Annotated in this window: 22 protein-coding genes; 13 read left to right on the forward strand and 9 right to left on the reverse strand. The window is 64.5% G+C overall.

The annotated features are described in order from the left end of the window. Nucleotides 1-6 precede the first annotated feature (6 nt). The 4 genes from DEA8626_RS09735 to DEA8626_RS09750 form a co-directional block, all read right to left on the reverse strand. Complete coding sequence (locus DEA8626_RS09735; RefSeq protein ID WP_108852764.1) at nt 7-537, reverse strand: hypothetical protein; 531 nt, start codon at nt 535-537, stop codon at nt 7-9. A gap of 73 nt (nt 538-610) precedes the next feature. Further along, nucleotides 611-1,879: an ATP-dependent Clp protease ATP-binding subunit ClpX gene (gene clpX / locus DEA8626_RS09740; protein ID WP_108852765.1), complete on the reverse strand. Its 1,269-nt coding sequence runs from the start codon at nt 1,877-1,879 to the stop codon at nt 611-613. 134 nt (nt 1,880-2,013) lie between these two features. After that, a complete protein-coding gene (locus tag DEA8626_RS09745) occupies nt 2,014-2,643 on the reverse strand; it encodes an ATP-dependent Clp protease proteolytic subunit (protein ID WP_108852766.1) in 630 nt (209 codons plus the stop codon). Between the two features lie 130 nt (nt 2,644-2,773). Continuing rightward, entirely contained in the window at nt 2,774-3,499 is a 726-nt protein-coding gene (locus DEA8626_RS09750; protein WP_108852767.1) for a DUF1194 domain-containing protein, read from the reverse strand. Between the two features lie 123 nt (nt 3,500-3,622). On the opposite strand from DEA8626_RS09750, the gene DEA8626_RS09755 reads away from it, so the two are divergent. From DEA8626_RS09755 to DEA8626_RS09810, 12 genes are all read left to right on the forward strand, one after another. After that, the gene (locus DEA8626_RS09755; protein ID WP_108852768.1) at nt 3,623-5,059 is read left to right on the forward strand and encodes an amidase; all 1,437 of its coding nucleotides are present in this window, start codon (nt 3,623-3,625) and stop codon (nt 5,057-5,059) included. A gap of 165 nt (nt 5,060-5,224) precedes the next feature. Beyond that, nucleotides 5,225-6,292, forward strand: a complete 1,068-nt coding sequence (locus DEA8626_RS09760) for an ABC transporter ATP-binding protein (protein ID WP_108852769.1) — start codon at nt 5,225-5,227, stop codon at nt 6,290-6,292. A gap of 4 nt (nt 6,293-6,296) precedes the next feature. Beyond that, complete coding sequence (locus tag DEA8626_RS09765; protein ID WP_108852770.1) at nt 6,297-7,208, forward strand: ABC transporter permease; 912 nt, start codon at nt 6,297-6,299, stop codon at nt 7,206-7,208. After that, nucleotides 7,198-8,001, forward strand: coding sequence for an ABC transporter permease (locus DEA8626_RS09770; protein WP_108852771.1), 804 nt, complete (start codon nt 7,198-7,200; stop codon nt 7,999-8,001). The genes DEA8626_RS09765 and DEA8626_RS09770 overlap by 11 nt, the downstream gene beginning before the upstream one ends. A 20-nt stretch (nt 8,002-8,021) precedes the next feature. Continuing rightward, a complete protein-coding gene (locus DEA8626_RS09775; RefSeq protein ID WP_108853411.1) occupies nt 8,022-9,047 on the forward strand; it encodes an extracellular solute-binding protein in 1,026 nt (341 codons plus the stop codon). Nucleotides 9,048-9,117: 70 nt separating this feature from the next. After that, a complete protein-coding gene (locus tag DEA8626_RS09780) occupies nt 9,118-10,542 on the forward strand; it encodes an amidase (protein ID WP_108852772.1) in 1,425 nt (474 codons plus the stop codon). 80 nt (nt 10,543-10,622) lie between these two features. Further along, nucleotides 10,623-10,979 carry a winged helix-turn-helix domain-containing protein gene (locus DEA8626_RS09785; RefSeq protein ID WP_108852773.1) on the forward strand — a complete coding sequence of 119 codons (357 nt, stop codon included), beginning with the start codon at nt 10,623-10,625 and terminating at the stop codon, nt 10,977-10,979. A gap of 58 nt (nt 10,980-11,037) precedes the next feature. Then, on the forward strand, nt 11,038-11,769 hold the full coding sequence (gene modA / locus DEA8626_RS09790; RefSeq protein ID WP_108852774.1) for a molybdate ABC transporter substrate-binding protein: 732 nt from the start codon (nt 11,038-11,040) through the stop codon (nt 11,767-11,769). Next, nucleotides 11,766-12,446 carry a molybdate ABC transporter permease subunit gene (gene modB, locus DEA8626_RS09795; protein WP_108852775.1) on the forward strand — a complete coding sequence of 227 codons (681 nt, stop codon included), beginning with the start codon at nt 11,766-11,768 and terminating at the stop codon, nt 12,444-12,446. The genes modA and modB overlap by 4 nt, the downstream gene beginning before the upstream one ends. After that, nucleotides 12,443-13,501 (forward strand): molybdenum ABC transporter ATP-binding protein, encoded by a 1,059-nt coding sequence (gene modC / locus DEA8626_RS09800; RefSeq protein ID WP_108852776.1) that lies wholly within the window; start codon nt 12,443-12,445, stop codon nt 13,499-13,501. Before modB ends, modC begins: the two co-directional genes overlap by 4 nt. A gap of 34 nt (nt 13,502-13,535) precedes the next feature. Further along, the gene (locus tag DEA8626_RS09805; RefSeq protein WP_108852777.1) at nt 13,536-14,234 is read left to right on the forward strand and encodes a sirohydrochlorin chelatase; all 699 of its coding nucleotides are present in this window, start codon (nt 13,536-13,538) and stop codon (nt 14,232-14,234) included. A gap of 171 nt (nt 14,235-14,405) precedes the next feature. Next, nucleotides 14,406-16,049, forward strand: a complete 1,644-nt coding sequence (locus DEA8626_RS09810; protein WP_108852778.1) for a Na/Pi cotransporter family protein — start codon at nt 14,406-14,408, stop codon at nt 16,047-16,049. Nucleotides 16,050-16,054: 5 nt separating this feature from the next. Here DEA8626_RS09810 and DEA8626_RS09815 read toward each other — a convergent pair whose 3' ends face one another. After that, nucleotides 16,055-16,957 carry a phosphotransferase family protein gene (locus tag DEA8626_RS09815; RefSeq protein WP_108852779.1) on the reverse strand — a complete coding sequence of 301 codons (903 nt, stop codon included), beginning with the start codon at nt 16,955-16,957 and terminating at the stop codon, nt 16,055-16,057. Nucleotides 16,958-17,048: 91 nt separating this feature from the next. On the opposite strand from DEA8626_RS09815, the gene DEA8626_RS09820 reads away from it, so the two are divergent. Continuing rightward, on the forward strand, nt 17,049-17,681 hold the full coding sequence (locus DEA8626_RS09820) for a class I SAM-dependent DNA methyltransferase (protein ID WP_108852780.1): 633 nt from the start codon (nt 17,049-17,051) through the stop codon (nt 17,679-17,681). 77 nt (nt 17,682-17,758) lie between these two features. On the opposite strand, the gene DEA8626_RS09825 is transcribed toward DEA8626_RS09820, so the two are convergent. Genes DEA8626_RS09825 through DEA8626_RS09840 form a run of 4 tightly spaced genes read right to left on the reverse strand, consistent with a single transcriptional unit; the run spans nt 17,759 to nt 24,196 of the window. After that, nucleotides 17,759-20,197: a GcvT family protein gene (locus DEA8626_RS09825; protein WP_108852781.1), complete on the reverse strand. Its 2,439-nt coding sequence runs from the start codon at nt 20,195-20,197 to the stop codon at nt 17,759-17,761. Continuing rightward, the gene (locus DEA8626_RS09830) at nt 20,194-21,126 is read right to left on the reverse strand and encodes a phosphotransferase (RefSeq protein ID WP_108852782.1); all 933 of its coding nucleotides are present in this window, start codon (nt 21,124-21,126) and stop codon (nt 20,194-20,196) included. Before DEA8626_RS09830 ends, DEA8626_RS09825 begins: the two co-directional genes overlap by 4 nt. A gap of 30 nt (nt 21,127-21,156) precedes the next feature. Beyond that, nucleotides 21,157-23,160, reverse strand: a complete 2,004-nt coding sequence (locus tag DEA8626_RS09835) for an ABC transporter permease (protein WP_108852783.1) — start codon at nt 23,158-23,160, stop codon at nt 21,157-21,159. A 1-nt stretch (nt 23,161) separates the two neighbouring features. After that, nucleotides 23,162-24,196 carry a quaternary amine ABC transporter ATP-binding protein gene (locus DEA8626_RS09840; RefSeq protein WP_108852784.1) on the reverse strand — a complete coding sequence of 345 codons (1,035 nt, stop codon included), beginning with the start codon at nt 24,194-24,196 and terminating at the stop codon, nt 23,162-23,164. Nucleotides 24,197-24,219: the final 23 nt, after the last annotated feature.

The raw sequence follows: 24,219 nt of genomic DNA on the forward strand, positions 1-24,219 counted from the left end.
CACAGGCTAGTGCGGATAGGGAAGATAGCGAACGCGTCCGGCAAGCCGGAGCGTCGGGGCATAGACGTGCACGGAGCCATCGACAAGGTCCCTCGTGTAGTAAGACCCTTCTGACGAAAGCGCCGTCCGGAGTTCCGCCGCTGCCGTCTTGCCAATTGCTTCTCCGCAGTATCCAAGCAGGTCGTCCACCACGGGAGTCGCTTCACGCATTGGTGTCGGCTGCCACGCCCCTCCGAAGCGGTAGCTGCGGTTGCGATTGAGCGTGATGGTTGGCGGTTTCGTCGGAGGGTTCGCCGACAGTCGGACAAATACCAACGAACAGGCGGGGATGCGGGTCCTCCCGACGAGGCGACTACTCAGAACCTCATCGAACGCAACGACGTTGCCGAACACCTGAGACGCGTAGCCGCTGGACGCATAGCCAGACTGAGTGCCCGATAGCGCATCATTGGCAATTTCCCCATATCGCATGATCAGAATGGCCGGGAATGCGAGGAATGCAATGTAGAGAAGTGTACGAACCGCGATGGAAATCATGCAATCAGATGTGGTTCGGTACGCGCAGTTGTAGCTCGGCAAGTCCCCGCGGAGAAATGAAGTGAGAAAGTGTTTAGCCCGCTGTCGCGGCCTTCTCGCTCTTTGTCTCGGCGTGGATCAGCAAGGGCTTTGCGCCGGAGTCGACCGCCTCCTCGTTGACGACCACTTCCTCGACAGAGGTCATGCCCGGAAGCTCGAACATCGTATCGAGAAGAATGTCCTCCATGATCGACCGCAGCCCGCGCGCACCGGTCTTGCGCTTGATCGCTCGCTTGGCGATCGCGGTCAGCGCGTCGGCGGTGAAGGTCAGCTTCACGCCTTCGAGGTCGAAGAGCCGCTGATACTGTTTCACCAACGCATTCTTCGGCTCGGTCAGGATCGTGACCAGCGCGTCCTCGTCGAGATCGGTCAATGTCGCGATCACCGGCAGGCGGCCGACGAATTCGGGTATCAGGCCGAATTTCAGCAGGTCCTCGGGCTCGAGCTCGGTGAACAGCTCACCCACGTTTTGATCCTGGGGATCCTTTACGTCGGCGCCGAATCCGATGGCCGACCCCTTGCCGCGCTGAGCGATGATCTTTTCAAGCCCCGCAAACGCGCCGCCGCAGATGAAGAGGATGTTCGTCGTGTCGACCTGCAGAAATTCCTGCTGCGGATGCTTGCGCCCCCCCTGCGGCGGAACCGAGGCCACCGTCCCTTCCATGATCTTCAGCAGCGCTTGCTGCACGCCTTCGCCCGAGACGTCGCGGGTGATCGAGGGGTTATCGGACTTGCGGGTGATCTTGTCGACCTCGTCGATGTAGACGATGCCACGCTGCGCGCGTTCGACGTTGTATTCCGACGCCTGAAGAAGCTTCAGGATGATGTTCTCCACATCCTCGCCGACATAGCCCGCCTCGGTCAGCGTCGTCGCATCGGCCATGGTGAAGGGCACGTCGAGGATACGCGCCAAGGTCTGGGCGAGAAGCGTCTTGCCGCAGCCCGTCGGACCGATGAGCAGAATATTCGACTTCGCGAGCTCGATATCGGCGGACTTCGCGGCGTGGTTCAGCCGCTTGTAGTGGTTGTGGACCGCGACGGAAAGCACGCGCTTCGCATGGGCCTGCCCGATCACATAATCGTCCAGAACCTTGCAAATGTCGCGCGGCGTGGGCACGCCGTCGGCAGACTTCAGACCGGTCGATTTCGTCTCTTCCCGGATGATGTCCATGCACAGCTCGACGCATTCGTCGCAGATGAACACCGTCGGACCGGCAATCAGCTTGCGCACTTCATGCTGCGACTTTCCGCAGAAAGAGCAGTAGAGCGTGTTTTTGCTGTCGCTGCCTGAATTCGTCGCCATTGCTATCCTCTGCGGCCTCTACACCATCCGTTTCGCATCTTTTTGACCACCCTTTTGGTCAAGATTAGGGCAGCCGGATGGTCATCACAATGCTTAAATACCTGACCTTGAATCACTGTTTCGGGGTGGCAACGTTACGTCTTGTCGTCCTCGCCCGAGCGCGCGGCGAGGATCTCGTCGATAAGCCCCCATTCCTGCGCCTCATCGGGAGACATGAAGTTGTCGCGTTCAAGCGCGGCCTCGACCTTTTTCACGGGCTGGCCCGTGTGCTGGTGGTAGATCTGGTTCAACCGGTCCTTGAGTTTCTGGGTTTCCTGCGCGTGGATCATAATGTCCGTCGCCTGGCCCTGATAGCCGCCCGACGGCTGGTGTACCATGATGCGGCTGTTGGGCAACGAGAAGCGCATTCCCTTTTCACCCGCCGTCAGCAGAAGGGAACCCATCGAGGCCGCTTGACCGATCACCAACGTCGACACCTTCGGCCGGATATACTGCATGGTGTCGTAGATCGAGAGACCCGATGTCACTACCCCGCCCGGCGAGTTGATGTACATCGCGATCTCCTTCGACGGATTCTCCGCCTCGAGGAACAAGAGCTGGGCGCAGATGAGCGTCGACATGCCGTCATGGACCGGGCCGGACAGGAAGATGATCCGCTCCTTCAGAAGGCGGGAATAGATGTCGTACGCCCGCTCCCCGCGCGAGGTCTGCTCAACCACCATCGGCACGAGGGTGTTCATGTAGATGTCGTAGGGGTCTTTCATCTTGTCCGCCTGTCGCTGTTCCCGGGGGCATGCTAGTGCTCGAAACCTTGATCGAGTCTTAGTAGCGCGCACCGGGGGCTGCAAGGGTTGGCCGACCGGTTCGGAATTTGAACGGCACCTACCGTATCAGCTACCGCGCGGCTTGGGCGATGGTTGCGACTGGCCTACGACCCGATATCTCGAGGATCAGCTTGCGCTTCACCGCGTCGGCAAAGGCTGCGCCGCCATCCGCCGTCACGACGAAAGCGCCCGGCCCACCGATGATCAGATATTCAAACTCGTCCTCCAGATCGCCGAAGCCGGAGCGGCCGGACGCGCAGCGCCGGCACAGGATCGCTAAGCCGTTGATAGTTATTCCGGCGTCGAGCGCCGCGCGGCGGCCCTCTCCGATCGACGGTCCGTTGAAATTGCCCGCCGAGTCGCCCGAAAAGTCGATGATCCGACGCCAGCCGCGGATGTTGTTTCCCTCGATCATGTCGCGCCCGAAAAGCAGCGCAGCGCCGATGCTGTTGCGTCCGCGCGCCCGGCGGGGCGGATTCATCAGCGCCTCGGCGAAAGCCTGCGCCGTGTCCGCGCCGTCGAGGATCGTCCAGGGCACGACCACGTCCTGGCTGTCGAACTGGCCCCACTCGACATAGGTAACAGCTATGCTTCCGTAGGCGGTGTTGCCGATCGCGGCGATGACCTCGGGATCGGTGATCGCGGTCGCGTATCCCTGTCGCTGGAACATGATCTCGCCGTCATCGATGGAGCCGGAACTGTCGGCGAGAAGCACGAGTTCTAGATCGACTTCGCTTTGCGCAGTGGCGGGCGATGAGAGCGAGAGCGCGATCGTGAGCGCAAGAAGAAGGAGCATGTCCAGGACCTCCGTCACCCGAGCCTACCATGGCCAATCGCATACACACAGCCACGACACGACGATTGCCGATGCGCCGTCGGCGCGCATAGTCTCGGCGCGACATCGGAGCAGGGGACGGACATGATCGCCGAGTACGACGATTGGGACGCGAGCGAGATGGCGCACAGAGTGGCGCTTGGAGATGTTTCAGCAGACGAGTTATTTGACGAGGCGCTGGAGCGCGTCGCGCGGCGGAATCCTGCGCTCAACGCGGCTGTGCTGATTCAGGAGGGCGCGGCGCGGCGGGCTATCGCGGCGGGCTTGCCCGAGGGACCGCTGAAGGGCGTGCCCTTCCTTCTGAAGGACCTGGGCTGCGAGGCAGTGGATTTCCCGTCGCACAACGGATCGCGCCTTCTGGCCAACACCGTCTACCCGCGCGACAGCGCGATCTTCGACAGGATTCGCGCGACGGGCGCCGTGATCTTCGGGCGCACCACCTCGCCCGAGGGCGGGATCGGTCCGACGACCGAGGCCGCGGTCTATGGCGGCCCGACTCGCAACCCGTGGAGCACCGAACACACGCCGGGCGGATCGTCGGGCGGTTCGGGCGCTGCTGTGGCGGCTGGGATCGTGCCTGCCGCGCATGGCTCTGACGGCGGCGGGTCGGTGAGAATCCCAGCCTCGTGCTGCGGACTGTTCGGGCTGAAGGCGACGCGAGCGCGCCTGCCAGACGGGCCTTATGCGGGCGAGGGCTGGGCCGGCATGGCGATCGACGGCTTCCTGACGCGTTCGGTCCGCGACAGCGCCGTGCTGCTCAACACCTGCGCAGGCGCCGACCCCGGCGCGCCCTACTGGGCTCCTCCGCTCATGGAGGGCTTCTGCGCCGCCATCGCCCGCCCGCCCCGGCGACTGAAGATCGCGCTGTGCGAGACGACGCTGACCGGAGAGCCGATCCATGCCGACTGCCGGGACGCCGTGCTGGGCGCCGCGCAGCTCCTCGAAAGCCTCGGCCACAGCGTCGAACCCGCCCGCCCCGCCGCCGACACGAAGGCGATGATGCGGGCCTGGACCACCATCGTCGCCTGCGGCACCGCGCTCTCCGTGCGAAAGGCGATCATCGCCCGCGGCCGCCCGCTGGGCAACGGCGAGGTCGAGGACGTGACACGAAGCGCGCTCGACCACGCGGCGACGCTTTCTGGCGCAGACTACCTGGACGCCGTGGGCCGGATCCACACATATGGGCGCGAGATGGCCGCGTTCTTCACCGACTGGGATGTGCTTCTCACAGCGACCCTTGCCGAACCGCCCGCCGAACTCGGGCGCTTCGCGCATTCAGGCAAGGATTACGTTGACTACCGGATGGGGCCGGGCATGGTGTTCGACTACTCGCCCTTCTGCGCAGCTTTCAACGCCTCTGGCCAGCCCGCCGCTTCGTTGCCCTTAGCCGTGACCGATGACGGGCTGCCCATTGGCATCCACCTTGCGGCACGTTTCGGCGCCGACGAAGAGCTCGTGGCACTCGCCGCCGAAATCGAGACCGCACAGCCCTGGTCTGCCCGGCGCCCGCCAATGCTCTAGCAACCCCGGCGCGCCACCCGTGTTATCAATCGCTTCGTCGATGCTGCGCATCCATCACCAAGCTTACAGGAATCGATTGACAGAAAACCGACACTTCGCGGACGTTGAGTACCATGGTGTCAGGCGGAGGCGAATGCCAACACCGCCGGTTACGGGAGGTGTTGCGTGAGTGCAGAATTCGCTATCGAGGCGCGCGAGGTCTGCAAGGTTTTCGGACAGGGCGAGCACGCGGTCAATGCCCTCGACGACGTGTCGGTCGCGATCCGCCAAGGCGAATTCTTCACGCTGCTCGGCCCGTCGGGCTGCGGCAAGACGACGCTTCTGCGGCTCATTGCAGGGTTCGAAAGTCCGACATCCGGCTCGATCTTTCTCGACGGGCAGGACATCACCGACTTGCCCCCTAACAAACGCCCGGTCAACACGGTCTTCCAAAGCTACGCGCTGTTTCCTCATCTGAGCGTTGCTGAGAATATCGGATTCGGGCTCCAGATGCTCGGCCGCCCCAAGGCCGAAATCGCGGCGCGGACGGAAGAGATGCTCGCGCTCGTCAAGCTCGAGGCGTTGGCGGTCCGGAAGACTGCCCAACTTTCGGGCGGCCAGCAGCAACGCGTCGCACTCGCTCGCGCCCTCGCGCCGAGACCGAAACTGCTGCTCCTCGACGAACCGCTCTCGGCGCTCGACCTCAAGCTCCGGAAGGAAATGCAAGGAGAGCTGAAGCGCCTTCAGTGCGAGACCGGGATCACCTTTGTCTTCGTCACCCACGATCAGGAAGAGGCGCTGACGATGTCCGACCGGGTGGGCGTGATGTCGAGCGGCAAGATTCTGCAGATTGGCCCCCCCCGCGCGATCTACGCCCATCCGGTCAATCGCTTCGTGGCCGACTTTATTGGCGAGACGAACTTTATCCCAGCGCAGATCGTGGATGGTCACGCCGTGCTTCCCGGCGGCGTCTCACTTCCCATGACCGGCACGCACCCAGCCGGTCCGGTCACACTGGCCATCCGGCCCGAACATCTGAGGCTGACCGATCGCGAAGGCGAGCGGGCGCTGCTCGCGACCGTGAGCCATTCGGTCTACTTCGGCACGGACAGTCATGTCCACCTGCGCCTCGCCGACAATACCGAGCTCATCGCGCGCCTTCAGATGGATGCCGAAGGCGCTGGAGGGCCCGATCCCGGTGCCGCCGTCGGCGTCGCATTCGCTCCGGGCGCGGTCCAGGTTCTAGAGGATTGACGGGATGAGCGCCGGTCGGGATCACCAGGCCATAGAAGAAAGGCGCAATGCGTGGCTCCTGTCCCTGCCCGCCCTCGTCATCCTGGTCGCCGCCGCTAGCGGTCCGCTCCTCATCATGCTCACCTACTCATTCCTCACGCCGGGCAGATACGGCAACGTGGAATGGCAATTCTCACTGGACGCATGGCGCGGCATCCTTTTCACACGCGACATTTTCGACGGCACGCTCAAGCTCGCGGACGCACATCTGACAATCTTCTGGCGGTCGGTGAAACTGTCGCTCATGACGACGGTCTTCACGTTCGTCGTCGGGTTCCCGACAGCCTGGTTCATTGCGATGCGCTCACCGCGATCCCGTGCGCTCTGGCTGTTTCTGATCACGATCCCGTTTTGGACGAACCTCCTGATCCGGACTTTCGCGATCAACCAGATCATTCGGAACGAAGGCCTTCTGAACACCTTCCTGATCAAGCTCGGCGTGATCAGCTCGCCCATCAACCTGATCTACACCGACACTGCCGTCTTCATCGGCATGACCTATGTTTATCTGCCGCTGATGGTCCTTCCTCTCTTCGCCGCCATCGACCGGTTCGATCCGAGGATTCTGGAGGCGGGATACGACCTTTACGCGAGCCGCTGGCAAGTCCTCCGGCGGATCATCGTGCCGATCGTCAAGCCGGGCATCATCGCCGGATCCATCCTCGTCTTCATCCCCTCGCTCGGCGCCTATGTCACGCCCAGGATTCTCGGCGGCGGACGCCAGATGATGATCGGCAACTTCATCGAGCTCCAGTTCGGCCAGGGCCGGAACTGGCCGCTCGGCGCATCGCTGTCGGTCCTGCTGCTGGTGGTCGTGGCCCTCGCGCTTCTCGTCTATGTCCGCTTCGCCACGCGGGAGAAGCCACATGGCCAGTAGAGGGTTCGCAGTCAATCGGCTGCCCGGCTTCAGCACCATGGCGCTCATGGTCTTCGCGGCGCTTTACATGCCGATCATGATGCTCGTCCTCTTCTCCTTCAACTCGGGTAGCTCCGTCGCGGTGTGGGAGGGCTTCACCCTCGACTGGTACGTGCGCGTTTGGCACAACGACAAGGTTCAGGAAGTGACGATACGCTCGCTCGTCATCGCGAGCTGCGCCGCGGTCATCTCGACCGCCGCTGCGACGATGGCCGCGCTCGGCACGACGCGGCGCAAGGCGTACAAGGGTCAGACCTTCATCTATGTAATGATCAACCAGCCGCTGATGGTGCCCGAAATCGTGACCGCGGTGGCACTCCTGATCTTCTTTGCGTCGATCAAGGTGGCGACCGGCTATCAGGGACTCGGCTACCTCATCACGGCCCACACGGCTTTCTGCATCCCGTTCGCGTATCTTCCAATCCGGGCGCGCCTCGAAGGCATGGACAAGACGTTGGAGATGGCGGCCGCAGATCTCTATGCGTCGCCCTGGCAAACCTTCCGCCGCGTGACCCTTCCCCTGCTGGCCCCAGGGATGATTGCCGGACTGATGCTGGCCTTCGTCACCTCGCTCGACGATGTCGTGATTACGGTCTTTGTGAAATCCGCCGGTCAGGATACGCTTCCGACCTACATGCTTGCGCAGATCCGGCGTCAGGTCTCGTCCGAGGTAAACGCGATTTCGACCGTGCTGCTCGTTCTGACCGTCGTGCTTCTGATGGCATTCTTCTTTCTGACGCGAAAAAAAGACTGAAAACCAACAGGGAGACTATGATGAAGAGATATCTGTCGGCTGCCGCGATCCTCCTTGGGTCCACAACGCTCGTCCAGGCGGAGGGCGAATTGCAGCTCTTCAACTGGGGTGACTACACCAACCCGGAACTGATCTCGAAATTCGAGGCCGAAACAGGGATCAAGGTGACGATAACCGACTATGATTCCAATGACACCGCGCTGGCCAAGATCGAGGCCGGCGGGCACGGCTTCGACCTGGTCGTGCCATCGGCGAGCTACGTGCAGATCTATGTCGAGAAAGGGCTCGTGCAGGAACTCGACCTGTCCAAGCTGGCGAACCACGGCAACATCGCGCCGGAATGGCTGGACGTGGACTACGATCCGGGCCGGAAATACTCGGTGCCGTGGCAGTGGGGATCGACAGGCGTGGCAGTCAACAAAACAGCGTATGACGGCGACTACAACACCTCGGCGATCTTCATGGACCCGCCCGAGGAACTGGTGGGCAAGGTCAACGTGACGCCGGAGATGAACGACGTCATGTCGCTGGCCCTGTTCTACGTTGGCGGCGAGCCCTGCACCGAAGACACCGAGGTGCTGAAGAAGGTGCGTGACGCGCTTCTCGAAGCGAAGCCGAAATGGCTGTCGATGGACTACGGCATGACCGAGAAGATGGCCGCCAACGACGTCATGGCCTCGGTCTACTGGAACGGCGCGATCTTTCGCGCCCGGCTCGCCAACCCTGATGTCGTCTATGGCTACCCGAAGGAGGGCTATCCGCTCTGGATGGACCAGGTCCTGCTCCTGTCGGACGCGCAGAACGTCGAGGAAGCCTACACGTTCCTCGACTTCCTCATGGTGCCGGAGAACGCCGCGCTGATCTCGGCCTACGCGCGCTACGCGAACGGGATCTCTGGATCGGAGGCCTTCATGCCAGAGGATATGAAGACCGCGCCCGAGATCGTCGTGCCGGAAGAGTTCGCCGCCGCGGGTCATTTCCTGCCAGCCTGCTCGCCGAAGGCACAGGAATACTACACCGCGATCTGGACCGAACTACAGAAGTGAGGCTTCGGGCGCTGTCGCGCCCGACCCGCCGGGGGGCGCCGCCCCCCGGACACCCCGAGGTATGTGGGCAATGAAGAAGAGCGTGCGCGATCCGGCTTCGCTGTCGGCCGTGTGCTTGTCGGAAGGATTGCGGCGCGGAGAACTGTCGGCCCGCGACGTGATGGTGGGCTTTCTCGACCGGATCGAAGCGGTCAATCCGAAGATCAACGCGATCGTCTCGCTTAGGCCGTATGCGGAACTGCTGGCCGAAGCCGAGGCCGCCGACAAGGCGCGCCGTCTCGGCTGGCTGCACGGCATGCCGGTGGCCGTGAAGGACCTCGTCAGGACCAAGGGGGTGAGGACGACATGGGGCTCGCCGCTGCACGCCGATTTCGTGCCCGAGGCCGACGATCTCGTCGCAGCGCGGATGCGGGCGGCGGGCGCCATCCTGATCGGGAAAACCAACACCCCCGAACGAGGGCACGGATCGCATACCTTCAACACTGTCCATGGGACGACCCTGAACCCCTATGACCGAACACGGAGCGCGGGCGGGTCGTCGGGCGGGGCGGCGGCGGCGCTGGCGGCGCGGCTTTTGCCCATCGCCGACGGGTCCGACATGATGGGTTCGCTGCGCAACCCGGCCGCCTTTTGCAACGTCTATGGCTTCCGTCCGACCTGGGGCCTCGTACCGCCGGATGCCGAAGGAGACACGTTTCTTTCGACGCTTTCGACAGACGGACCGATGGGGCGGAGCCCGGAGGATGTCGCCCGACTTCTGGCCGTCCTCGCCGGTCCGAATCCGGAGACGCCTTTCCCACGTCCGGCCGAAGATTTCACGGCGGCGCTTCGCTCCGACATCCGCGGCCTGCGGATCGGGTGGCTCGCCGATTGGGGCGGCGCCTATCAAATGGAACCCGGCATCACCCAGATTTGCGAGGCCGCGCTGGCGGTCTTCGAGGCGCTTGGGGCAATCGTGGAACCGCTTGATCCGCCCTTTCCCGCCGAGGAGATCTGGCAATCCTGGGTCACGCTCAGGGCGATGCTGAATGCAGGCTCGAAGGCGGACTTGCTCCGCGAGCCGGCCAAGCGCGCGCTGACCAAGCCCGAGACGCTCTGGGAAATCGACCGGGGCCTCGGGCTCAGCGCCGCGAATGCCTACGAGGCAAGCGTGATCCGCTCGCGCTGGTTTGCCGAGGCTGCACGCCTCTTCGACCGGTTCGATGCGCTCGCCCTGCCCTCCGCGCAAGTCTGGCCATTTCCGGCCGAATGGCGCTGGCCCAATGAGATCAACGGGCGCAAGATGGACACCTATCACCGCTGGATGGAAGTCGTCGTGCCGGTCAGCCTGATCGGCTTGCCGTGTCTCTCTGTTCCGGTCGGCTTCGGCGCGGCCGGTCTGCCGATGGGGATGCAGGTCTTCGGGCGGGCCGGGGCGGATGCGGCGGTGCTGGCGATGGGGAACGCCTATCATCTTGAAACCGACTGGCCGGGGCGGCGCCCGCCACCGCTCTGACGGCCCGCCTGCGGGTACGCTGGGCCTTGACCCCTCCGCCGACGCCATCAAGGATCAGGGCTGAGAACGGAGCCGGAGCAATGCCCAAGCCCGAATTGAAACTCCGCCTGGTCCTCGGAGACGGCGTCTGGATCGGCCCCGGAAAGGCGGACCTGCTTGCTCATATTGACGCGACCGGCTCGATCTCGGCTGCGGGTCGACGGATGGGCATGAGTTACAAGCGCGCCTGGGGACTGGTCGAAATTCTCAACGGGATGTTTCGCGAGCCGCTCGTGACGGCGAGCCGGGGCGGCGCGGGTCATGGCGGCGCCGCACTGACGGAGACGGGTCGGCGAGTGCTCTCGCTCTACCGGCGCATGCAGGAGAAGGGCCGCGCCGCGCTTGCCGCGGAAACCGACGCAATCGCGGCGCTGTCCGCGATTGCGCAGGAGAAATGACGCTTGCCTGCGGAGCGCTTTCCCCGTTATCTCCGTTGGGACATATCGTGGAGCCGGAATGCGCCTCCTTCTCGTTCTGATCCTTCTTGCCCTGCCGGCGCGGGCCGAGACTGCACTGATCGCGGTGGCGACAAACTTCAAGCCGGTCGCCGAGCGTCTTGCCGACGCGTTCGAGGAGGAGACGGGACACGAGATTCGGCTGAGCACCGGCGCGACCGGAAAGCTCGCTGCGCAGATCTCGTTGGGCGCGCCTTTCGACGCGTTCCTCGCGGCCGATGCGACGACTCCGGCCACGCTGGAGGAGATGGGCGCTGCGGTTGCCGGCACGCGTTTTACCTACTCCATCGGCAGGCTGGTGCTCTGGTCGCCCGATCCGGATGCCGATTTCAGTGATCTCGCACGCTTTTTCGCAAGCGCCAAACATGTGGCAATAGCGAATCCAGAACTCGCACCCTATGGCAAGGCTGCGATGGAATGCATTGAGAACCTTGGATTTCACGATCTACTGAACAACAAGATCGTGCGCGGAGAAAACATTGGTCAGGCGTTCGCCCTGGTCCACGGCGGAGCAGCAGATGCGGGATTCGTCGCGGCCTCGTCACTTCGCCCGAAGCCGCCTGGAGGCGCGGAATGGCCGGTGCCTGAGGAGTTGCATTCTCCGATCCGGCAGGATGCGGTTCTGCTTGCCAGCGGGGCGGAAAATGCGGCAGCCAGCGCATTCCTCGCCTACCTGCGCAGCCCCGGCGCAGTCGCGCTTATCGAAAGCTATGGTTACGGGGTGGCGCCGTGACGGCGGCCGATCTGGCCCCCCTCTGGCTGACGCTGCAACTTGCAGCAATCGTAACGGTCCTCCTTCTCATCCTCGGCACGCCGCTCGCCTGGTGGCTCGCCCACAGCCGGGCGCGCTTCGCCCCGGTGGTCGAGGCGGTGACCGCACTACCGCTCGTCCTGCCGCCCACAGTGCTTGGGTTCTACCTGCTTATCGCCTTCAATCCTGATGCGCCTCTTGGTGCATTCTGGCTCTCTGTCACGGGGCACACGCTCACATTCTCCTTCGCGGGCCTTGTTGTCGCGTCGGTGATCTACTCCCTGCCCTTCACGGTCCAGCCGCTTCAGACCGGCTTCGCAGCGCTCGGCCGCGCCCCTATGGAGGCGGCGGCGAGCCTTGGGGCGGGCCCGATTAACGCGTTCCTGACCGTGGCCACACCGCTCTGTCTGCGCGGCTATCTAACGGCCGCTGTTCTGACCTTCGCCCATACGCTCGGCGAATTCGGCGTGGTGCTCATGGTCGGCGGCAACATCCCTGGCGAGACGCGGCTCATCTCGATCGCCATCTACGAAGAAGTCGAGACTCTCGACTACGGCACGGCTCATCTTCTCTCGGGCATGCTGCTCGCCCTGTCATTCGCGATACTGTTTGCGCTTTACGCGCTCAACGGGCGCAACCGGGTACGGCTCGGCCCATGAGCGTCCTTTCAGTTAGCATCGACACGAAACGCGCTGATTTCTATATGAGAATCGACGCCGAGATACCACTTCACGGGCTGACCGCGATCTTTGGGCCGAGCGGTGCGGGAAAAAGCACGCTCCTGCGCATCGTGGCGGGTTTCGACCGCTCTGGAGGTCACGTCGCCTTCGACCGGGAGCCGTGGGAGGAACCGGGTCGGTTCGTGCCGCCGCATCGCCGCCGCATCGCGACCGTGTTTCAAGAGCCGCGCCTGTTCGCGCATCTTGACGTCGCGGGCAACCTCGCCTACGCAGCGCGGCGCGCGGGCCAGTTGGAGGCAGTGCCGGCGATGGTCGACCGGTTCGATCTCGGTCCCCTTCTCACTCGCCGCACGGCTGGCCTCTCGGGCGGAGAGGCGCAGCGCGTCGCGCTGGCGCGTGCGCTCCTCACGCAACCTCGCCTGATCCTGATGGACGAGCCGCTTTCGGCCCTCGACCATGCGCGGCGCGCCGAGATCCTTCCCCATATCGAGGCGCTGCGCGACGAGGCGCGCATTCCCATTCTATACGTGAGCCACGCGGTGTCGGAAGTGGCGCGGCTTGCCGGTCAGGTCCTGCACCTGTCCGAAGGACGCGTTCTCGGGTTCGGCCCCACGGCGGCGATCTTGGCCGACAGCGCGACCTCGATCTCGGATCCCTCCGATCCCGGATCCCTGATCGAAGCGGTCGTGGAGGGAATTGATGCGGACGGGCTCTGCGCCTTGAGCTTTCCGGGCGGCCGTCTGCTATCGCCCGAATCCCTCGGCCGGCCGGGCGCCACGGTCCGCCTTATCATCCGGGCACGCGACGTGCTGATTGCGCGGAAGAAGCCGGAGGGGTTGAGCGCACTCAACGTCTTGGCTGCCCGGGTGGAAGCGACAACGCCGTCCGGCCCGGCATCCTGCGACATCGTACTGTCGTGCGGGGGTGTTCCGCTCACGGCCCGGATCACGCGGCGTTCCGCGGAATCCCTGGGGCTTGCCCCGAGCGGCGAGTGTTACGCGATCATCAAGACAATCGCGCTCGAGCGGGCCTAGTTGCCATGCCGGCCCGAAGGGCTAGGGTCGGCACATGACCCGCTCCGCGCTCATCGTCGCCCACGGCCAGCCGTCCGATCCGGAACCGGCCGAGGCCGATCTTGCGGCGCTCGCGGTCCGGGTTGGCGCACAGCTCCCCGGCTGGCAGGTCGCCTCGGCGACTCTCGCGCATCCGGACAGCCTGAGGAAGGCACTGCAACTATCAGACAAGCCTTTTGTATTCCCATTCTTCATGGCCGATGGCTGGTTCATACGCGAGCGCCTGCCAAGCCAGTTCGCATCGTTGGGGGCGACCGGACTGCGGGTCCTCCGACCGTTCGGACTGATGCCTGAAACGCTAGCGCTTGCATCGGCCATCGCCGGTCAGGCGGTGGCGGATGCGGGCTGGGAAGAAGAGAGCGTCACGCTCGTTCTTGCCGCCCATGGTTCGGGCCGCAGCCGCTTTCCATCTGAGGCCGCGCGTAGCGCGCGGGCCGCGATCGAGCGCGCCCGGCGGTTCGCCGAGATCCGAATGGGGTTCATCGAAGAGCCACCCTATCTCACGGAGGTTTTGCACGGCACCGGAGAGCGAACGATCTGCCTGCCGCTATTCGTGGCGCGCTGGGGCCACGTCCTGACCGACATTCCCAAGGCCCAGGCCGAGTCGGATTTCACGGGTCGCTGCCTCGATCCAATCGGTACCCATCACGAGGTGCCGCGTCTGATTGCCAAGGCGCTCAGGTCAGAGGCATAGGCCTCTACGTTGCGGGGATTTCCAGGCCCGCATGCGGAGACATCTTCAACACCGATCGCACCCGTTCTTTGCGGTTGCGTTGAGGTGGGAAGTGTGACGTTCTTGTAACGATTCTGTAATAATCGGGACTCAATTCGGAAGGCTGTAAGGATATTGCCAAACGACTCGCCGATGCTGTTCTTACTTCAGGTCGCGGGCGCTGCGGCGCTGCTGATCTGGGCGGTGCGGCTCGTTCGCACGGGGGTGGAGCGCGGCTGGTCAGTGGAGTTGCGCCGTCTTCTGCGGAAAGGGGCTGAACGACGCTGGATGGCGGCTCTCTCCGGAACGCTTGCCGCTATCGTCCTGCAAAGCTCGACCGCGGTCGCGATCCTGACGGCGAACTTCGTCGCCGCGGGCACACTCGCCGGGGCAGCCGGCCTCGCAATCCTTCTCGGCGCCGATCTGGGCTCGGCTATCGTCGCGCAGATTCTTCTCACGCGGGCTGACTGGTTGGTGCCACTTCTTCTCGTCGCGGGCGTCGCGATGTTTCTCAAGGCGCGCGGCCGGTCCTTGCGCATGGCGGGACGCGCGCTTATCGGGCTCGCGCTGATCTTCGCTTCGCTAAGTATGATCCGCGACGCGACCGAACCATTGCGCGAGAGCCCGGCACTCCTCGCAGGCATGCGCTATCTCGGCGGCGATCCTCTGACGGCCTTTGTCCTTGGCGCGCTGTTTGCCTGGGCAGTTCATTCCTCGGTCGCGGCGGTCCTTCTGTTCGTGACGCTTGCAGCACAAGGCGTGCTGCCGGTCGCGGCGGGCATTGCAATGGTGCTCGGCGCCAATCTGGGCGGCGCAGTGATCGCCTTCGTCCTCACGCTGGGCTCGCAGCCGCCCGCGCGCCAGATCGTGGTCGCCAATCTGGTGCTGCGCGGCGGCGGAGCGGCGCTCGCACTTCTGGCGTTGTCGCAAGCATCACCTTCCCTCGAGATTCTCGGCCAGACGCCCGCGCGCCAGATCATCAATCTTCACCTTATCTTCAACCTTGCGCTTGTCCTTGTCGTCCTGCCCTTCGCCGGCCCGGCCGTCCGGATCGCAGCCCGCTGGGTGGCGGCGCCCACGCCGGTCGCCGGTCTTGAGAGGGTCAGCGCGCTCGATCCGGCCGCACTGTCGCAACCTGATCGCGCTCTTGCCTGTGCTCAGCGCGAGTTGCTGGAGATGGGCGGCTGTGTCGAAGCGATGCTGCGCGTCATTGTTAAACTCTATGACGACTGGAACGAGACCGTCGCCTCAGCGATCCGCGACAGGGAACGCGATGTCGACAAGATGCACATCGCCATCAAGCTATATCTAGCGAAGCTTCAGCGCCACTCCGAGAGCGAGGACGTCAATCGGCGCGGGTTGGAACTTGCGGATATGGCGGTCAATCTCGAAAGCGCCGGCAACGCAATCGCTGAAACCATGCTGGGTCTAGCGCGACGCCTCGATCGGGGCGGGACGAAATTTTCCACGCGCGGCCGAGAAGAGATCGAGGACTTTCACGACCAGGTGCTCGCCAACGCACAGGCCGGGCTCAACGTGCTCATGACACAAAATCCCGATACTGCGCGCGCGCTTGTCGAAGAGAAGGATCGCGTCCGCGACCTCGAGACCAGGCTCCAGCGTTCTCACCTGGAGCGCCTGAAACAGGGACTCTCAGAGAGCATCGAGACGTCGAACATCCATCAGGAAACGCTGCGCGCGCTGAAGCAGGTCAATTCGGCGTTCACCATGGTCGCCTATCCGATCCTGTCCGAGACCGGCGATCTTCTGGCCAGCCGCCTCAACCGGCCGAAGTGATGAGATCAGGCGCGCACCGCTTTGAGATGCATTGAAAACTCCGCATCCGCCATCAGCGTCTTGCAGCGCGCAAAGCGGGTATTTGCATAAGCGCGGAAATCCTCGGCAGGGTTATCGTTGGCCAGCTGGATAAGTCCCCAAAGCGTCCAGAGAAGATCGCACATCGCCTTGTAGATCACCATCCGACCCCGGTCGCGCGCGTTTGGTTCGGCGCCGAAGTAAGCGCGCATCATCTCTTCGTCCTGATCGGCGTCGAAACCGCCTTCGACCGAAAGGTCACCCAGATCCCACATCGGATCGTTCATGCCGGAATATTCCCAGTCGACGATCCACATCCGGTCGCCGGTATCGAGGAAGTTCTCGCGCAGGGGATCGCAGTGGCAGGGCGCAAGCGGCAACGCGCGCGCGCTGAGCGCCTCGCGCACCGCCCCCGCTTCGGCGACGACGTCGTGATAACCCTCGGGCAGCGCCACGTCCTTTCCGGATAGAATACGCAGATAGTCGTCGATCATCGCGAAAAGCTCGAAGCGGAAGGGGAAATCTGCGCCTGATGCGTGCAGCTTCGCGAAGGCCGCCCCGGCCCTGCCGGGGGCACCACGGCGTGACTTGAACGCCTCGGGGCTCATTGTCACGGTGTCATCGATAAACTCGGTCGCCATGAGGCCGGTCGTTGGATCGGCGTGGACGACCTTCGGGCTCACGCCCGCTGCAGCAGCGGCGCGCGCTGCGACCGCCTCGTTCGCGCGGTCGATATATTCCTCCGTCCCGGCGCCGGGGATGCGCAGGCAGTGCCTGCCAATGCGATAAACCTTGTTCGTCAGACCGCCAAGGCGCTCTGCCGGGTCCGTTTGCCCGGCGAGCGCTGGAATCATGCTCATCGCGGTTTGAAGCTCCTTGTCGTCAATCATACTTGCCCTCCTTCCGCTCCGGTGTCGCCAGCAGATTTCAAATTTCCTCCGCCCCGACTATGATCGCCGCGACGAACGCAGGAGGCCGCGAATGACCGGCGGGGCGAAACATGAGGGCCATCTGGGCGCGGTCTATGACGCCCGTAGCCCCGACGAGATCGCGGCGCTCTATGACGACTGGGCCGCGAGCTACGATTTCGAGATGGCGCGCGCCGGCTACCGCCACCCGGCGATCTGCCTCGCGCTTCTCGCGCGTCACCTTCCGCGCGGCGCGGCGCCCTTGCTGGACGCTGGTGCGGGGACCGGGCTTCTCGGCGAATGGCTGGGCATCGCGGGCTATCCGGAGGTCGAGGCGCTCGACATCTCCGAGGGCATGCTGCGGGTCGCCCGTGCCAAGGGCGTCTACAGACGCCTTAGGTGCGCCGCATTGGGCCAGCCCCTGCCCTTCCCCGACGCTCATTTCGCGGGCGTCGTCTCGGCGGGGGTTTTCACCTCTGGCCATGTCGGACCTGAAGGGCTCGACGAGCTGATCCGGATCTGTCGCCCCGGCGGCACCATCGTGCTGACGGTTAAAACGACGCTTTGGGAGAGCGGATTTTCGACGCGCGTCGCCGACTTCGGCACAGCAGTCGAAATGCTTGAACTCACAGACCCCTATGTGTCCATGCCCGGAGAAGCGGGCACGATCCCCAGCCGCGCGCTCGCGCTTCGCCGACAGCGTTGATCGGGCCTCCTTCGCTTCCATTCGGAGTTCTCTGCGCCGGGTGCTCTCCCGCACTTCGTTGCCGCATCCATAATCGGTCATGCGCGAACACGCCGGTTGTCCGGATCGTAGAACGGCTTGACCTCGATTTCGGCCGGGACGACTTCGTTCGCCACGACCAGTTCATAGCGCCCCGCCGTCAGGAAGTCGTCCGTGACGCCTTCGGCGTGCCGGACGTAGCCGTAGCCAATTCCTCTGCCGACGGTGTAGCCGTAGCCGCCTGAGGTGAGATACCCGACAGGCTCTCCATCCCGGAGAATCGTCTCGCGCCCCAGCAGCACGGCTTCAGGACCGTCAATGGCGAATCCGGCGAGCCGCTTCTGTGGCAGCCGGCCCGCCGCAGCTTCGAGCGCCGCGCGGCCGATGAAATCGCGGTTTTTCCGCATCTTCACCGCCCAGCCGAGCCCCGCCTCGAACGGCGTATCGTTGGGCGTGATGTCCGACGACCAGGCGCGGTAGCCTTTCTCGAGCCGCAGGCTTTCGATCGCGCGGTAGCCCACGGGCCGGATGCCATCGCTCGTACCCGCCGCCATCAGCGCGTCGAAGACTGCCCCGGTCGCAGCGAGCGGCACATGCAATTCCCAGCCGAGTTCGCCGACATAGGTGATGCGCAGCGCCCGCACCCTTGTGCCGTTAATCGCGATCTCTCGCACACGGCCAAAGGCGAATGCGGCATTCGACACGTCCGCCTCCGTCACCCGGGTCAATACATCCCGCGCCTTCGGTCCCATGAGTGACAGAACCCCCCACTCCTCGGTGACATCCCGGACCGCGACGTCACCCGTGGGCAAATGCTCCTCGATCCAAGCGAGGTCATGCGTGCGGAAGCCGGTGCCGGTGACGATGTAGAACCGGTCCTCGGCGATCATTGCCACCGTCAAATCCGCCTCGATCCCGCCGCGCGTGTTCAGAAGCTGGGTATAGGTCAGCCTGCCCGGTGCCTTCGTCACGTCGTTCGCGCATATCCAGTCGAGCGCGCGCGCCGCGTCCGTGCCTGTAACTTCGAACTTCGCAAAGGAGGACTGGTCGAAGACGCCGACCTTCCCGCGGACGTGGGCGTGCTCCTCGCCGACCGGGCCGAACCAGTTCTGACGACCCATCGACGGCACGTCCCCCACCTCGGTGCCTGCTGGCGCGAACCAGTTCGGCCGCTCCCAGCCGAGCTTCGAGCCGAAGACGGCGCGATGCGCCTTCAGCCGCTCGTAGAGCGGCGAAGTGATCCGGGGGCGGCCCGAGGTATATTCCTCGTGCGGATAGGCGATGGTGTAATGCTTGCCATAGGCCTCGCAGGTCCTCTCCAGCACCCATTGCCGGTCGCGGTGCATCTCTGAGAAGCGGCGGATATCGACCACCCAGAGGTCGAGCGGCGCCTCGCCGGTCATTGCCCATTCGGCCAGAACCCAGCCCGCGCCGCCGCCCGAGGCGATGCCAAAGGCGTTGAAGCCCGCGCCCACATACATGTTGGCGCATTCCGGTGCGGAGCCGAGGATGAAGTTGCCGTCCGGCGTGAAGCTTTCAGGACCGTTGATCATCTGCTTCACGCCCACCTCGGCGAGCGCCGGGACGCGCGCGATTGCCTGCTCCATATGCTGCTCGAAATGGTCGAAGTCGTCGTCGAAGAGCCGGAACTCCCAGTCGTCCGGAACATCGCCCGTCACCCAGGGCTGCGGGTCGGGCTCGTAGCCACCCATCACGAGCCCGCCGACCTCCTCCTTGAAATAGGTGCGCCGGTCCGGGTCGCGGATCGTCGCCGCATCCGGCGAAAGCCCCGCGACCGGCTCGGTCACGATGTACTGGTGCTTGACCGGCTGCAGGGGAACGTTGATCCCCGCCAACGCGCCGACCTGCCGCGCCCACTGGCCCGCGCAGTTCACGACCGTCTCGCAGGCGATCCCGCCCCGATCGGTCTTCACCGACGCGATCCGGTTGCCGTTCATCGCGAACCCGGTGACGCGCACGCCCTCGAGGATCCGCGCCCCGTGCATCCGCGCGCCCTTGGCGAGCGACTGCGTGATGTCCGAGGGCGAGGCCTGCCCGTCCGTCGGGAGCCAGCTCGCGCCCACGAGGTCGGATATGTCCATCAGCGGCCACATGCGTTTGACCTCCTCGGGCGAGACGAGATGCATCTCCATCCCGAACGACCGCGCGGTCGTGGCAAGCCGCTTGTATTCCGTCCAGCGGTCCTGATTTGTGGCCAGCCTGAGGCAGCCGGTCATCTTCCACCCGGTCTCGAGCCCGGTCTCGGCGGCGAGCCCCTTGTAAAGCTCGACCGAGTATTTCAGCACCCGCGTTATCGAGGCCGAGGAGCGCAGCTGCCCCACCAGCCCCGCGGCATGCCAAGTCGAGCCGCTCGTCAGCTTGCCCTGTTCAAGCAGCACGACATCGGCCTTGTGATCGCGCGCGAGGTGATAGGCCGTCGAGCAGCCGATGATCCCGCCGCCGATGACGACAACCTGGGCGTGACCGGGGAGAGTCATGCCCGGCCCTTTCCGTGGCGGGACCGGTAGCCATCCAGCGCGGCGTCGAGCCGGCCGAGATACTCGCGGGCATGGGCGTCGTAATCGGCGCCGGGCGCGGCGAGGAAGATTTCCGAGACCATCGCCCACATCGCCTCGCGCGCGAGCGAGGCACATTGCATCGCGTCGAACGCCCTGAGCGTGGCCCCGTCCGGCGGCGCGCCGAAATAGGCCGCGAGCAGCGCGCTGGCCTCTTCCTCGCTCATCGCCGCATTCGATGCGGCTCCGGCCAGATCGAACATCGCCGTGCCGAAGCCCGCATATTCGTAATCGATGAGCCAGAGCCGCCCGCCCGCGTCCTCGAGGAAGTTCGCCGGCAAGAGGTCGTGGTGTCCGTAGACGATCGGCAGCGGCAGCTGCGCCGCCTCCATCTCTGCGGCGATCGCGGTCAGGCGCGGCAAGTCTGCCGCGAAGCGGCTCTTCTTCTTCGCCAGCGTTCGGGCGTAGTCGCGTATCACGTGAAAGACCCAGAACACCGCGCCCGGGCCAGAGACCTCGGCCGGCATCTTCCGATGGAAGTCGCGCAGGTACAGGCCCACCCGCCCAGGATCGGCACGCAGATCCGGCTCGTCCCATGTCCGCGCCTCCAGAAAGGCCGACACCATGACGCCGGGCGCGGAGTATTCGACCTCGGGGGCGAAACCCGCTGCATGCGCCGCACTAGCTGCCATGACCTCGTTCGCGCGGGACACGTGATGAAACGGAAAGTCCTCGCCGAAGCGCACGACATGCGAACCCGCGTCGTCCGTCACCTTCCAACTTTCGTTCGAGAGCCCTCCGTGCAGGGGCTGTGCAGAGATCCCCCCTTTCCAGCAGGCAAGAGCCCGAATCCGGTCAATACTCACATCGCCGACCTTTCGTAATGGCAATGATGTTTCCGCCGGAGGCATCTGGCGCCTCGGTGTAGGCACGAAACGAGATCATGACGCTGCCTCCCCAAGTCCTAGCCGCGCCCGCGCCGCGCGCGCGCCGGCATGAATCAGCCTGTCGGTGATGATCGCGATGAAGGCGACCGCGAGCCCCGCGACGAGCCCGCGCCCCGGATCTGCCTTGGTGAGCGCGATATAGACCTCCTGGCCGAGGTCCCGGGTCCCGACAAGGGCGGTGATGACCAGCATCGACAGCGCGAACATCACCGTCTGGTTGAGCCCGAGCATGATCTCCGGCAGCGCGAGCTTCAGCTTGATCCGGGTGAGAATCTGCGTGGGCGTGCAGCCCATCGCCCGGCCCGCCTCGATCAGACGGGGATCGACGCCCTTCAGTCCGAGCACCGTGTATCGCACGGCAGGCGCCACCGCGTAGGCCACGACCGCGATCATCGCGGTGAAATCGCCCACGCGGAAGAGCATCACTGCAGGCATGAGATAGACGAACGACGGCAGCGTCTGGAGCGTGTCAATGACGACCCGCACGACCGCCCAGAGCCGGTCCCGCTCCGCCGCGAGGATGCCGATGGGCACGCCAATCAGCATTGCGAACATGACCGAAATGCCGCAGAGATAGACGGTGACCATCGCCTTCTCCCACTGGCCCGTAGCGGCGATGAGAAAAGCGAGCGCCGCGGCCAGACCGGCGAGCCGCCAACCTCCTAGCCGCCATCCTGCGAAAGCGATCAGAGCCATTACCCCAATCCATGGCAGGTCGAGCAGGAAGCGCTTGAACGGGATAAGCAGGTTCAAAAGAACCGCGTTCTTCACCGCCTCGATCGTGTCGAAGTAATTGACGTTGATCCAGGCGACGACCTGGGACCAGAACGTGCCGGTCGAAAGTTCGAGTTCCTTTGGATAGGTCTGCACCGCCGGTGCGACAAACCCCGCGGCGCCCGCGATCACGATCGTCGCGAACGCACCGAAAAGGTAGGGATGGCGCTGAACGACATTGCCCTGCTGCACCGCTGCTCCGGTCCGTCGCACTGCGAAGGCCTGGCTCAGCCGGTCGAGCGCGACGGCCAGCGCGACGATGGCGAGCCCGGCTTCTAGCCCCGCGCCGAAATCGAGCCGCCGAAGCGCCGCAAGCACGTCGAAGCCGAGCCCGCCCGCCCCGATCATCGAGGCGATGATCACCATGTTCAGCGACAGCATGATGACTTGGTTCACGCCGACCATCAACGTTGGCACCGACGCGGGCACCATCACGCGCCACAGCATCTGGCGGCGCGAACAGCCGACCATCCGGCCCAGATCCTTCAGGTCGCCTGGCACGCGGCTGAGCGCGAGGTAGGTCACGCGCGTCATCGGCGGCATCGCGTAGATCAGTGTCGCCACGACCGCCGCCGTGGGCCCGAACCCGAAGAGAAAAAGGATCGGCACGAGATAGGCAAAGACTGGGATCGTCTGCATGAGGTCAAGGACTGGCCGGATCGCGCGTTCGAAGGCGGGGCTCCGCCAGGCGAGGATGCCGAGCGCCAGCCCGCCGATCACCCCGAGCGGCACGGCTACAAGGATCGACGCTAGCGTCACCATCGCGCTCTGCCATTGGCCGAAGACCGCGACGAATCCGAGGCACGCCGCCACGAGCGCCGCGAGCCGCATTCCGCCCGCATAGAGGCCGATCAGAGTGAATGTCCCGATGACTGCGATCCACGAAAGCGGCGGCGTGATCTGAACCGCCGAGGATCCTTCGCCTTGAAGGAACCCGGTCGAAAGAAGGCTTAGCGCTACCCGATAGGGAAAGTCGATGACAGCGGCGATGAACCGCGTGAACTCGGCGAAAGTAAACAGGCCGAAGGTCGCCTCATTGAGAAGCCACTTCGTGAAACCGGTTATCCAGCGTGCGGCCGGAATGATAGCTTGTTTCGGATAGTCGAAAGCCCAGGGAAGAAGCGCCTCGCCGTGTTTCCACAGGAGCACGAAGGCGACGAGCACCGCGATCCAGCCGAACCAGCGCGGCAACGCCGTACGCGCGGGAATGTCCGCGACCTGCATCTCAGCCCCCCAGCATCAGCTTAACAATGTCGGCGCGGTGGAGATGGCCGAGCGTCTCGCCCCCGCCATCCGTGACCCGCAGGCGCTCGGTGCCGTTCAGAAAGAGGGGCGCAGCCTCGGCCACGGTCGCGCGCGCATCGACCGCCGCCTCCGGCTCGTCGCCCTCGGCGGGTTTCATTGCGCTCGTGACGCGGACGACCTTGGACTTCGTCACTGCGCGGGTGAATTCCCGGACGTAGTCTGTGGCGGGCGACAGCACGATTTCCTCAGGCGTGCCCTCTTGCACGATCGCACCGTCCTTCATGATCGCGATTCGGTCGGCGAGCCGTATCGCCTCGTCGAAATCATGGGTGATGAAGACGATGGTTTTCTTCAGCACCGACTGCAGGCGGATGAACTCGTCCTGCATCTCGCGACGGATCAGCGGGTCGAGAGCCGAGAAGGGCTCGTCGAGAAACCACAGTTCCGGCTCGACAGCGAGTGAGCGGGCGATCCCGACGCGCTGCTGCTGGCCTCCCGACAGCTCTCGCGGGAAGGCCCCTTCGCGCCCGCCGAGGCCCACGAGCTCGATCATCTGCCGCGCCCGCGCCTCACGCTCCGCGCGCCCGACGCCCTGCACATCGAGCGGAAAGGCTACGTTGTCCAGGACCGACAGGTGTGGCAATAGCGCGAAATGCTGAAACACCATCCCCATCTTGTGCCGCCGGATCATCGTCATCTCGGCATCGCTCGCCGCCAGGAGGTTCTGACCATTGAAAAGGATCTCTCCCGCGGTCGGCTCGATCAGCCGCGACATAAGCCGGACCAGCGTCGACTTGCCCGAGCCGGATAGCCCCATAATCACGAATATCTCGCCATCGGCGACCGACAGAGTGACGTCACGGACGGCGGGTACCAGACCCGCCGCGACGATCCGTTCGGCCTCCGGATTGGGTTCAAGCGAGGCCAGGACCTCGCCCGCGCGGGCGCCGAAAAGCTTCCAGACGTTGCGACAGACAAGTTTGGCGTCGAGAGCTTCGGCGGGATCGGCGGTCATCTGGTTTCTCGTGGCGGGCAGTT

This window comes from Defluviimonas aquaemixtae, from assembly GCF_900302475.1.
GTDB lineage: Bacteria > Pseudomonadota > Alphaproteobacteria > Rhodobacterales > Rhodobacteraceae > Albidovulum > Albidovulum aquaemixtae.

Bases quoted from the DNA above. Each gene is read 5' to 3' on its own strand.
- DEA8626_RS09805 (WP_108852777.1), top strand. From the start codon at position 13,536: ATGACCCGCTCCGCGCTCATCGTCGCCCACGGCCAGCCGTCCGATCCG.
- DEA8626_RS09755 (WP_108852768.1), top strand. From the start codon at position 3,623: ATGATCGCCGAGTACGACGATTGGGACGCGAGCGAGATGGCGCACAGA.
- DEA8626_RS09785 (WP_108852773.1), top strand. From the start codon at position 10,623: ATGCCCAAGCCCGAATTGAAACTCCGCCTGGTCCTCGGAGACGGCGTC.
- DEA8626_RS09825 (WP_108852781.1), bottom strand. From the start codon at position 20,197: ATGACTCTCCCCGGTCACGCCCAGGTTGTCGTCATCGGCGGCGGGATC.
- modA (WP_108852774.1), top strand. From the start codon at position 11,038: ATGCGCCTCCTTCTCGTTCTGATCCTTCTTGCCCTGCCGGCGCGGGCC.
- DEA8626_RS09745 (WP_108852766.1), bottom strand. From the start codon at position 2,643: ATGAAAGACCCCTACGACATCTACATGAACACCCTCGTGCCGATGGTG.
- DEA8626_RS09820 (WP_108852780.1), top strand. From the start codon at position 17,049: ATGACCGGCGGGGCGAAACATGAGGGCCATCTGGGCGCGGTCTATGAC.
- DEA8626_RS09735 (WP_108852764.1), bottom strand. From the start codon at position 537: ATGATTTCCATCGCGGTTCGTACACTTCTCTACATTGCATTCCTCGCA.
- DEA8626_RS09775 (WP_108853411.1), top strand. From the start codon at position 8,022: ATGAAGAGATATCTGTCGGCTGCCGCGATCCTCCTTGGGTCCACAACG.
- DEA8626_RS09780 (WP_108852772.1), top strand. From the start codon at position 9,118: ATGAAGAAGAGCGTGCGCGATCCGGCTTCGCTGTCGGCCGTGTGCTTG.
- DEA8626_RS09840 (WP_108852784.1), bottom strand. From the start codon at position 24,196: ATGACCGCCGATCCCGCCGAAGCTCTCGACGCCAAACTTGTCTGTCGC.
- DEA8626_RS09830 (WP_108852782.1), bottom strand. From the start codon at position 21,126: ATGCCTCCGGCGGAAACATCATTGCCATTACGAAAGGTCGGCGATGTG.
- DEA8626_RS09750 (WP_108852767.1), bottom strand. From the start codon at position 3,499: ATGCTCCTTCTTCTTGCGCTCACGATCGCGCTCTCGCTCTCATCGCCC.
- DEA8626_RS09835 (WP_108852783.1), bottom strand. From the start codon at position 23,160: ATGCAGGTCGCGGACATTCCCGCGCGTACGGCGTTGCCGCGCTGGTTC.
- DEA8626_RS09810 (WP_108852778.1), top strand. From the start codon at position 14,406: ATGCTGTTCTTACTTCAGGTCGCGGGCGCTGCGGCGCTGCTGATCTGG.
- modC (WP_108852776.1), top strand. From the start codon at position 12,443: ATGAGCGTCCTTTCAGTTAGCATCGACACGAAACGCGCTGATTTCTAT.
- DEA8626_RS09770 (WP_108852771.1), top strand. From the start codon at position 7,198: ATGGCCAGTAGAGGGTTCGCAGTCAATCGGCTGCCCGGCTTCAGCACC.
- clpX (WP_108852765.1), bottom strand. From the start codon at position 1,879: ATGGCGACGAATTCAGGCAGCGACAGCAAAAACACGCTCTACTGCTCT.
- DEA8626_RS09765 (WP_108852770.1), top strand. From the start codon at position 6,297: ATGAGCGCCGGTCGGGATCACCAGGCCATAGAAGAAAGGCGCAATGCG.
- DEA8626_RS09815 (WP_108852779.1), bottom strand. From the start codon at position 16,957: ATGATTGACGACAAGGAGCTTCAAACCGCGATGAGCATGATTCCAGCG.